Raw genomic sequence first — 10,377 nt, forward strand, 5'->3', positions numbered from 1 at the left:
AATATAACGCCCGTCTCTTATTTCAGAAAGATATCGCCCTGTCCTTGCCCATCTTTACCAAAGACAGGAGTACACTCTATAATTCACACCTATAACTTGTTTATTACAAACACATTGCAAACTCATTTCTCATGTTGCCTACCTAACCGCCTTACACAGGCACTCTATCGGGCTTAAATGGCACATCTGCCTTTTACAGGGCGTAGCTTTTGCTTTCAAGAAAGCCTACTCTTCTTTATCTTTCCGATACCGGCAATTCAGTTCGAAGCCGGTTACAACAGTGCCGGTAGAGTTTACTTTCACGCAAAAATTATAGCGGTTCCAAAAGAGACCGTCACTTATCGACGTCTTCGCCACACAGTATGAGTCGTTCGTACGCGTATGATCGGCATAAGAGGGATACAGCCAAATGCGTTTACCGAACGTGGCTTCGAACTGTTTACGATGGAAATCGGTGAGCAAAACACGATCTACAGATACGTCGACATGCGCCTTTTGCAATGCAGCGAGGTTGCTCTCATACATATACAACTCTTTGATAGCGCAACGTTCGAGGGGAGATGTTTCGCCCTCTTCGGGGTAGAGATTAACGAAGGCCACCACAATACCGTCTTTAACAAGGGCTAAATCGCTGTTCTCTGCCGATGTTTCGTGCTTGCAGGTAAACGTTATGGTTCTTTTCTGCGGGGTATACAGGCCCAACACAACTGTGCTCCGGCCACGTTCTGCACGTATGGTGTCGGGCGTATCGGTATTTTTCAGATAAAGCACATAACCTTCCTGCATCAAATCTCGTACCGTTGTTTTACCGATAACCAACTCAGTTTGTCCTATTCGGAAGACGGGCGGACGAACAGGAAAGCCGATGAGAGTATAAACAAACACGCCGCTCAAGAAAAGTATCAACACGAAAAGAGCCACAACAACCGCACGCATACTTTCGATATCGCGATGCTTGATACCTAATGTCTTACCTTCAGGTGAAACATCGATACGCGTATCGATGCCGAAAATAACATCCCATTGCGAGGTCAGACGCCCCTCTTCATCTCTTTGAGGACGTTTCAGAAATCTGTAAAAGCCATAATATATGGCAGCCATGAGCAGCACAAAAGCCACACACATGGCTATGAACGAGAGTTGTACCTGTGTCATATCGATAGAAAATCACCAATCTAACTTTGGTCGGATAGATGCCTGCGAGTTTTCAGGGAGCGCATCTACATATTATATATAAGGTGATTAACCGCAGACAAAGGTACGAAAAATAAACTCATATCGCAGATATACGGGGGCCACCGGCTGTTAATAAATCTTATACTTAGCATTTTTCAGAATAAAATCGTATCTTTGCAATCGGTACATACATTTGCCTGCAAACCTCTATAGGGGTATGCCGTCGGGCGGAAACGTACGATTTATCAACTAAAAACAAAATATTATGACAGGAATTATCGTATTGGCAGTGGTGGTGCTACTGGCACTTTGGGCAATCAGCATCTATAACAACCTCGTTAAGTTGCGTAATAATCGAGAAAATGCTTTTGCAAATATCGATGTTCAACTGAAGCAACGTTACGACCTTGTGCCGCAGTTGGTAGGAACAGTCAAAGGCTATGCCGAACACGAAAAAGAAGTATTCCAGCGCGTAACCGAAGCGCGGGCGGCCGCAATGAGTGCAACTACGATTAATGATAAGATGGCCGCAGACAACGCACTGACCAGTGCACTGGCCGGACTCAAGGTGTCTTTAGAGGCTTATCCGGAACTGAAGGCCAACCAGAACTTCCTGCAGTTGCAGGGAGAGATAGCCGATATCGAGAACAAACTGGCAGCCGTGCGCCGTTACTTCAACTCGGCAACGCGCGAACTGAATAATGCCGTGCAGACTTTCCCCTCGAACCTCTTTGCCAACATGTTCGGTTTTAAGAAAGAACCGATGTATGAAGTGCCGCAAGAACAGCGCGACAGTTACGAGAAGGCACCCGAAGTAAAGTTCTGACAGGGTGCGGACGGCACTTCTGCACCACCGCATCTACAGGCAGAGAAGCACCCTTTGGTTTACTCGAACCTAAGGACTATGCCGTTTCTCTACACTTGTTCAGTGTTACAAAGACCGTCTCCTTACAGTAAAAAGGTCGTCTCCTTACGGTAAAGAGGCCGTCTCCTTACAATAAAGAGGCCATCTCCTTACAGTAAAAAGGCCATCTCCTTACGATAAAGAGGCCATCTCCTTACGAATAAAGAACTAACTCTTACACACATGAAATATGTAGGAATACAAACTCAGATACGCCGGAATAACCTGTTGAGCCTAATATTGTTGATGATGTTTCCCATTATTATCTTAGGCATGGTATGGGTATTTCTGGCATTGGTAAACTATTTCGGTGCGGAATACTACGACGAAATGGGAAACAGAATATACACCCTCGACGTGGAAACGGTGAATTATTACTTCGTAACCACAGTGCCTTGGGTAATCGGGGGCGTGGCCTTGTGGTTCGCAATCGCCTATTTTACGAATACAAGCATGATCAGTCATGCTACCGGATCGCGCCCGCTGACACGCAAGGAGAACCCTCGGATTTACAATATCGTGGAAAATCTCTGCATCACATGTAACATGGATATGCCGAAGATCAACGTTGTAGACGATCCGCAACTGAATGCTTTCGCCAGCGGAATTAACAAGAACAGCTATACGGTAACCGTTACAACAGGACTGATGAGCCGTTTAAACGACGAAGAGCTTGCTGGCGTGATCGGTCATGAGCTCACCCATATCCGCAACCACGACACTCGGTTGCTCATAACAAGCATCATCTTCGTGGGTATCGTATCTACAATAATGAGCTTGGCGGTGCGCTTAATGTACAACACCATGCTGTATGGCGGCGGCAGACGCAGCAGCAACAGCAACGGGAAAGGCAGCGGAGGCTCTATTATCGTGATATTTCTCATCGGTATAGTGTGCTGCGCCATTGCTTACTTCTTCACGTTGATTACCCGATTTGCCATCTCTCGCAAACGCGAATATATGGCCGACGCGGGCGGGGCGGAACTTTCGGGCAATCCGTTGGCACTGGCTTCGGCGCTAAAAAAGATATCCGATGATCCCGGATTGGACAATGTAGGGCGCGAGGATGTAGCTCAACTGTTCATAATGCATCCGGATGAGATGGCTACAGGTATCATGGGGTTCATGAATTCGCTGTTCAGTACCCATCCGGATACTAAGAAAAGGATTGAAATACTTGAGCAATTCTAAGATGAAAGGGATAAGATTGGCGATGATAACGCTATCGGTAGGCATGGCGATGGGCATGTATGGACAGCAAAAAGTAACGTACAAATCGTTTCCGCACTACAATGAACGGGTGGCAGAATTTGAGAAAATGAGGCCCATAGACAGCACCGACATTGTGATGTTGGGCAACAGTTTAACGGAACTTGGCGGAGATTGGAACAAATTATTAAGGTGGAAACGCATACGTAACCGCGGTATAGCCGGCGATGACGCAGCGGGTATCATGGGCAGACTGATACAGATATTGCCCGGAAAACCCAAGAAACTGTTCCTGATGGTGGGCGTTAACGACCTTAGTCACAACCTATCGCCCGAACAGGTGGTGGAATTGTGCAAGCAAGTAATTGAAAAGATACGACGCGAAGCGCCCGAAACGAAGCTCTATGTGCAGAGTCTGCTGCCCATCAACGAGTCGTTTGGCCGATGGAAAACGCTCGAAGGAAAGACCGATGATGTGGCACGTATCAACAGAGCATTACGCATCTATTGTGCCGCACAAGGCATTACATACATCAATCTTTTTGCAAAATTCGTGCGTCATGGTACTAATGAAATGCGTAAGGAGCTCACTGTAGACGGCCTGCACCTGACACCTTTCGGCTATAAAGTCTGGGCATTCGAGCTTCGTAAATACGCCATAGAGTAACAACCAACATAAAAAACGCTCAAAATGTCCGTTAAATAAGACCTTTGAGCGTTTTAAGTTGCGGAGGCAGGATTCGAACATGCGACCTCCAGGTTATGAGCCTGGCGAGCTACCAACTGCTCCACTCCGCGATATTTCTTAATTGCGGATGCAAAGATAAGGCTTTTATTTGATATCTCCAAATATATTCCAACATATTTATCTTAAATGCCTATATTCCGCACATCGCTTTTAAAACGACTAAAGTAACTATAAAATTCTTAGCTATATGAGAAAAATATATTGTTTGATTATATCTGTTATCGTTATTACGGGTTGCAGTACTTCGGAAACAGACGAACACTCTAAATCCATTATCTTATTCGAACAAGCCATACGTAACACTCAAGCAGGGCACGAAGCCAATAACGATGGCACCCCTTTTGTGTTCAAGGGCTTTGATAATCCAAGGCAATTATGGCAAAAAGGAGGAACGGTAGATTTGGGTGCAGCTCTTAACATCGCTTCTTGGAACCATAATTCGCGTTTTTACAAGACGTGTGGATGGGGACTTTACGGTGAAGAAGGGGCATGTGTCTATCCCGATGAAAATCGCAACATGGATCGTTATTGTCTCACAGGAGGCTTATTCATAGACGCTAACAACCCCAATCCTAACACTTTGATAAACGTAAAAAACTATCGTGCATACATACTTTACAAAGGTGAAAACGTATGGCGACGCATAAATTTCCCCGAGTCGCAGATAACCGACGAGACACCTATCAGATGGTCGGGCGCATACGACAAGGACTATGTTAACGTACTTTATAAACCGGGTGACTCTAACTCTTTCGGTTTCTATAAGCCCATCCAGCGCGACGGATATTCTGTTATCCCCATTCCCAAATCAGGTAATTACTATTATTACGGAAACAAATGGTGTGATGCCAAAGTAATTATCAACCATTTCGGAACCAACAGTATGCATCTCCCCGAAGATATAGACCAAACTCGTATAGAGGGTATCTACATTTCAGTGGATGTACGCTTAGATCCGAGCACTCCCGATGGCAAAGTAGGCATGGATATCAGCATGAACGGAGGTTATATCGGCATTGACAAGCCATGGGCTCATGGCTTCGGAGTTTCACGTGTTATTACTATTTCCACTAAATGGAAAACCATTAACTGGATAAACTACGAAGGCGGGCAAGGTGCGAGAGATTGCAGCGACAAGGTGCTGAGTAAAGAACGTATTCTAAGTACAACCTTGCCAAACGACTAAAACAACGAAATCAGAGGCACAAGAGATATCTTTTATAAAGATTTTTACTCATAACGAAGTAACTCAAACAGACATCGTGAGCAAATTATTTTCAAAACATATCTGTCACTCCTAAATACAATTTATAGATTTATACTTTAATTCTTAACTTAAAACCTATTAATTATGAGAAAAGTCATTGTATTATTTACGCTATCCTTACTAATTGCATGCGGAGGTAAAGACTCTCCCATTGTCCCCGATACACCTAAACCGGATCCTAAACCCAATCCCCCCACACCTCCCGAAGAGATTGTTACACCTCCAAGAGTGCGCGGCTTTATGGTGAGCAGCGCAGAATATTTAGACCAAAAAGCCATCAGCGATGCTAAATCATGGGGTGCTAACGTTATCAGAATGCAGTTTAACCCCGTGAATTATGCAACAAAGCGGAAACGCGATTTTTGGGAAGCTCTGCCGGATTATCTCAATATGGTTCAAACAAAAATCGATGCAGCCCGTAGTACTGGTATAAAAGTTATCATAGATTTACATGAGCCACCAATAACGATTGATGGAAAAGTCCCTTCAACTACGACACAAGGAACGGAAGATTTTTGGAAAAATCCTGAACTCAAAACTAATTTTATTAGGATGTGGAAAGAGATTGCCACGAAATTCAAAGGTAATGAATACAATGACGTGATTTGGGGCTACGATCTCTTCAACGAACCGCAGATCAACTGGCAACATCCACCAAAGCAGTGGGGAGAGATGTCTCCCGATATCATCGCAGCAATCAGAGCAATCGATAAAGATGTATGGATTGTTTATCAACCCGGTATCAACGATAACGAATATAAAACTTATGTTCCACTAAAAGATAAACGCGTTATCTACAGTATTCACTTCTATAAACCTTTCAGCTTTACTCATCAGGGTGTCGAAAAAATATACGGAGCTGAAAACATGTCGCGCGAACAGGCACTTGCCGCTATCCAAAACAAATACCCTAATGGAAATTGGAACCGTTCTGCTATGGAAACAGACTTACGTCCTGTTGCCGATTTTGCAGAGAGAAACAACGCACCCATACTCATCGGCGAATTCAGCGTTATAGCATGGGCACCCATCGAGAGCTCAAAAGCATGGCTGACGGATGCAATCTACACTTTTGAGAAATATAACTTCTCGTGGTGCTATCATGCTTTCCGTGAGTGGCAAGGTTGGAGCTTAGAACATGCAGAAGACACAGACGCTTTCTGGTTTAAAAAAGATCCGACACCTGCCCCTGTGGCATACGAAACCGAAAGGGCAAAAATCGTTAAAGCAGGATTTAAGAAAAACGAACAGTAAGAAGACCTTATAAAAAACATTCACTTTTCATTCCTAACGTTTCCTCTTCCTTACTACAGGGAGGGGAAACATTGTGTAATGAATTATTTCGCAAGGTCAACTTCCGTGGTTCACGATGTCAACCTCCGTGGTTCATCATGTAAACCTCCGTGGTTCATCGCGTCAACTTCCGTGGTTCACCGTGTCAACTTCCGTGGTTCATCGTGTCAACCTCCGTGGTTCATCGCGTCAACCTCCGTGGTTCATCGTGTCAACCTCCGTGGTTCATCGTGTCAACCACTCGTATTCAGACAATAAGTATAGATAGATTGTATATAAAAAAGCGTCCGCACGGGGGTTATCCCGCACGGACGCAAAACTCAAAAAAGGCGGCCACCTACTCTCCCGCATTCAAGCGCAGTACCATCGGCGCAGGCGGGCTTAACTGCTCTGTTCGGAATGGAAAGAGGTGGAACACCGCCGCAATAACCACCTAAAAGGCATCTCGTCCCACACAAAAAAAAGGACGATATGGGTGATATATCGAAAAAGCAAAGACTGTCAGCAGAGGGAAAGCAAAGAAGCTTCCCGAAGTCACGCATGAAAAACAAATAACAGATCAAAGCATGAGGTCATGCGAAAAAAACGGTTCGGGCTATTAGTAGCGCTCGGCTTTGACGTCGCCGTCTTTACACCTGCACCCTATCAACGTCCTCGTCTGGGACGACCCTGAAAAAGGAGTTCTAATCTTGAGGAGGGCTTCGCACTTAGATGCTTTCAGCGCTTATCCCGACCGGACGCAGCTACCCGGCGGTGCACCTGGCGGCACAACCGGCAGACCGGAGGTCCGTCCGTCACGGTCCTCTCGTACTAGTGACGGATCCACGCAAAACTCCTGCGCCCACGATAGATAGAGACCGAACTGTCTCACGACGTTCTGAACCCAGCTCGCGTGCCACTTTAATGGGCGAACAGCCCAACCCTTGGGACCTTCTCCAGCCCCAGGATGTGACGAGCCGACATCGAGGTGCCAAACCACCCCGTCGATATGAGCTCTTGGGGGGGATCAGCCTGTTATCCCCGGAGTACCTTTTATCCTTTGAGCGATGCAGTTTCCATACACGTGCACCGGATCACTATGCCCCAGTTTCCTGCCTGATCGGCATGTCTGCCTCCCAGTCAAGCGCCCTTATGCCATTGCACTCTAAGTAGGCCGGTTACCAAACGGCCTGAGGGCACCTTTGGAAGCCTCCGTTACGCTTTTGGAGGCGACCACCCCAGTCAAACTACCCACCAAACAGTGTCCGCGCTAAAAGCGCGTTAGACCTCAGACAGCCAAAGGGCCGTATTTCAAGGAGGGCTCCACAAACGCTGGCGCGCCTGATTCAAAGCCTCCGGCCTATCCTACACATCGGATGACCAAGGTCAATGCTAAGCTGTAGTAAAGGTTCACGGGGTCTTTTCGTCCCATCGCGGGTAATCGGCATCTTCACCGATACTACAATTTCACTGAGATCATGGTTGAGACAGTGTCCGGATCATTACACCATTCGTGCAGGTCGGAACTTACCCGACAAGGAATTTCGCTACCTTAGGACCGTTATAGTTACGGCCGCCGTTTACCGGGGCTTCAATTCAAACCTTCCTCTTACGAGTGAGCTCTCCTCTTAACCTTCCGGCACCGGGCAGGTGTCAGGCTGTATACATCATCTTACGAGTTGGCACAGCCCTGTGTTTTTGTTAAACAGTTGCCTGGACCTATTCTCTGCGCCTCACATATGAACGTGAGGACCCCTTATCCCGAAGTTACGGAGTCAATTTGCCTAGTTCCTTAACCATGAATCTCTCAACGCCTTAGTATATTCTACCCGACTACGTGTGTCCGTTTGCGGTACGGGTACCTTCAGGAGAAAGCTTAGCGGATTTTCTCGGGAGTATGATTACCGGCACTATTGCCAAGCCACAAGGGGAATGGCATACTTTCGGAGGTCGGCTCTCGGGGTGGATTTGCCTGCCCCGATCAACACCTACGTCCTTCAACGGAGAATTCCGTTTCTCCGCGGCCGTGTCACTGCTCCGTCTCCACGTCGCACCTAAAGGTAGTAACGGAATTTTAACCGTTTCTGCCATCGCCATCGCCATTCGGCTGAGACTTAGGACCCGACTTACCCCGGGATGACCAGCATTGCCCGGGAAACCTTAGTCTTTCGGCGGAGGGGAATCTTACCCCTCTTATCGTTACTTATACCTACATTTGCTTTTCCATAAGCTCCAGCAGAAATCGTCTTGCTGCATTCTACGCCGATGGAATGCTCCCCTACCGATACTTTTAATTTTCATTGCTATCCCGCGTCTTCGGTGTCTGCCTTATACCCGATTATTATCCACGCCCAGACCCTCGACTAGTGAGCTGTTACGCACTCTTTGAATGAATGGCTGCTTCCAAGCCAACATCCTAGCTGTCACGGGGACCGGACTTCGTTAGACTAACTCAGGCAGAACTCGGGGACCTTAGACGGCGGTCCGGATTCTTCTCCTCTCGGGCACGGACCTTAGCACCCGCACCCTTACTGCACAGCTGCAGCGCATGAGCATTCGGAGTTCATCAGGACTTGATAGGCGGTGAAGCCCTCGCGTCCTATCGGTCGCTCTACCTCTCATGCGGAACACTGCACGCGGCACCTAAATGCCTTTCGGGGAGTACGAGCTATCTCCAAGTTTGATTGGCCTTTCACTCCTACACTCACCTCATCCAGAAGCTTTTCAACGCTTATTGGTGCGGGCCTCCATTCCGTGTTACCGGAACTTCACCCTGGACAAGTGTAGATCACTTGGTTTCGCGTCTACCACCAACGACTAATACGCACAGAGTGCGTCCTGTCCCGCAAAGGGGACTATATCGCCCTATTAAGGCTCGCTTTCACTACGGCTGCAGGCCTCAGGGCCCTTAACCTTGCCGGTGACGGTAACTCGTAGGTTCATTATGCAAAAGGCACGCCGTCACATCTTACGATGCTCCGACCGCTTGTAGGCGTATGGTTTCAGGAACTATTTCAACCTTCTAATGGAAGTGCTTTTCACCTTTCCCTCACGGTACTGGTTCACTATCAGTCTCACGGGAGTATTTAGCCTTGCCGGATGGGCCCGGCGGATTCGCGCAGGATTACTCGTGTCCCGCGGTACTCAGGATGACGCTATGTCTTATCATGCTTCGAATACGGGGCTATCACCCTCTATGGCACCTCTTTCCAGAGGATTCTTCTCACAATCAAAAGTACAATGTCGCGCTCCTACAACCCCATCTGCGCGTTGCCACGCAGGTGGTTTGGGCTATTCCCCGGTCGCTCGCCACTACTGGGGGAATCATTATCTTATTTTCTTTTCCTCGAGGTACTAAGATGTTTCAGTTCCCTCGGTTCGCCTCGTTAATCAAACTTAACGATGACCGTCCTTCTGACGGCCGGGTTGTCCCATTCGGAAATCCGCGGATCAAAGAGCATTTGCATCTACCCGCGGCTTATCGCAGCTTATCACGTCCTTCGTCGCCTCCGTGAGCATAGGCATCCGCCATACGCCCTTATCTCGTTTCTTACGATAAATCCCATAATTCATATAAAAACACAATGCACATAAACTGAAATGCACAGTCCAAAGACTCTACAATACAAAAAAGAACATTATAATAATATATATAAGAAAAGGGATACGCTCATACTTTCAGCTGTCTTGTTGGCATGCCGACAAAATAATAAAAATATTAAACATCCGCGGCATGCAAGTTTCTCATCGAAACTGTTTCTACTTTACAGTCTTGCTTGTTTCAATATGTCAAAGAACGTA

6 protein-coding genes, 1 tRNA gene and 2 rRNA genes are annotated in these 10,377 nt (G+C 46.9%); 5 read left to right on the forward strand and 4 right to left on the reverse strand.

Translation table 11 applies throughout. The features are described from left to right. Window positions 1-225 precede the first annotated feature (225 nt). Window positions 226-1,155, reverse strand: coding sequence for a hypothetical protein (locus BN3912_RS01040; RefSeq protein ID WP_023984920.1), 930 nt, complete (start codon window positions 1,153-1,155; stop codon window positions 226-228). 286 nt (window positions 1,156-1,441) lie between these two features. Here BN3912_RS01040 and BN3912_RS01045 point away from each other — a divergent pair, with 286 nt between their 5' ends. From BN3912_RS01045 to BN3912_RS01055, 3 genes are all read left to right on the forward strand, one after another. Continuing rightward, on the forward strand, window positions 1,442-2,002 hold the full coding sequence (locus BN3912_RS01045; protein ID WP_004367939.1) for a LemA family protein: 561 nt from the start codon (window positions 1,442-1,444) through the stop codon (window positions 2,000-2,002). A gap of 261 nt (window positions 2,003-2,263) precedes the next feature. Then, the gene (locus tag BN3912_RS01050; RefSeq protein ID WP_004367938.1) at window positions 2,264-3,271 is read left to right on the forward strand and encodes a M48 family metallopeptidase; all 1,008 of its coding nucleotides are present in this window, start codon (window positions 2,264-2,266) and stop codon (window positions 3,269-3,271) included. Between the two features lies 1 nt (window position 3,272). Continuing rightward, window positions 3,273-3,956, forward strand: a complete 684-nt coding sequence (locus BN3912_RS01055; RefSeq protein WP_004367937.1) for a GDSL-type esterase/lipase family protein — start codon at window positions 3,273-3,275, stop codon at window positions 3,954-3,956. Window positions 3,957-4,014: 58 nt separating this feature from the next. On the opposite strand, the gene BN3912_RS01060 is transcribed toward BN3912_RS01055, so the two are convergent. Then, window positions 4,015-4,087, reverse strand: a tRNA-Met gene (locus tag BN3912_RS01060). 137 nt (window positions 4,088-4,224) lie between these two features. On the opposite strand from BN3912_RS01060, the gene BN3912_RS01065 reads away from it, so the two are divergent. Together BN3912_RS01065 and BN3912_RS01070 are read left to right on the forward strand one after the other, a co-directional pair. Next, window positions 4,225-5,223 carry a hypothetical protein gene (locus BN3912_RS01065; protein ID WP_004367936.1) on the forward strand — a complete coding sequence of 333 codons (999 nt, stop codon included), beginning with the start codon at window positions 4,225-4,227 and terminating at the stop codon, window positions 5,221-5,223. A 165-nt stretch (window positions 5,224-5,388) separates the two neighbouring features. Beyond that, window positions 5,389-6,558 carry a glycoside hydrolase family 5 protein gene (locus BN3912_RS01070; protein WP_023984918.1) on the forward strand — a complete coding sequence of 390 codons (1,170 nt, stop codon included), beginning with the start codon at window positions 5,389-5,391 and terminating at the stop codon, window positions 6,556-6,558. 363 nt (window positions 6,559-6,921) lie between these two features. Here BN3912_RS01070 and rrf read toward each other — a convergent pair. Next, window positions 6,922-7,034, reverse strand: a 5S ribosomal RNA gene (gene rrf / locus BN3912_RS01075). A 141-nt stretch (window positions 7,035-7,175) separates the two neighbouring features. Then, window positions 7,176-10,128, reverse strand: a 23S ribosomal RNA gene (locus BN3912_RS01080). Between the last annotated feature and the right edge of the window lie 249 nt (window positions 10,129-10,377).

It is taken from the genome of Prevotella phocaeensis (assembly GCF_900065875.1).
GTDB lineage: Bacteria > Bacteroidota > Bacteroidia > Bacteroidales > Bacteroidaceae > Prevotella > Prevotella phocaeensis.

Excerpts from the sequence above, each read along its gene's own strand:
- BN3912_RS01040 (WP_023984920.1), bottom strand. The coding sequence starts at position 1,155 with ATGACACAGGTACAACTCTCGTTCATAGCCATGTGTGTGGCTTTTGTG.
- BN3912_RS01045 (WP_004367939.1), top strand. The coding sequence starts at position 1,442 with ATGACAGGAATTATCGTATTGGCAGTGGTGGTGCTACTGGCACTTTGG.
- BN3912_RS01050 (WP_004367938.1), top strand. The coding sequence starts at position 2,264 with ATGAAATATGTAGGAATACAAACTCAGATACGCCGGAATAACCTGTTG.
- BN3912_RS01055 (WP_004367937.1), top strand. The coding sequence starts at position 3,273 with ATGAAAGGGATAAGATTGGCGATGATAACGCTATCGGTAGGCATGGCG.
- BN3912_RS01065 (WP_004367936.1), top strand. The coding sequence starts at position 4,225 with ATGAGAAAAATATATTGTTTGATTATATCTGTTATCGTTATTACGGGT.
- BN3912_RS01070 (WP_023984918.1), top strand. The coding sequence starts at position 5,389 with ATGAGAAAAGTCATTGTATTATTTACGCTATCCTTACTAATTGCATGC.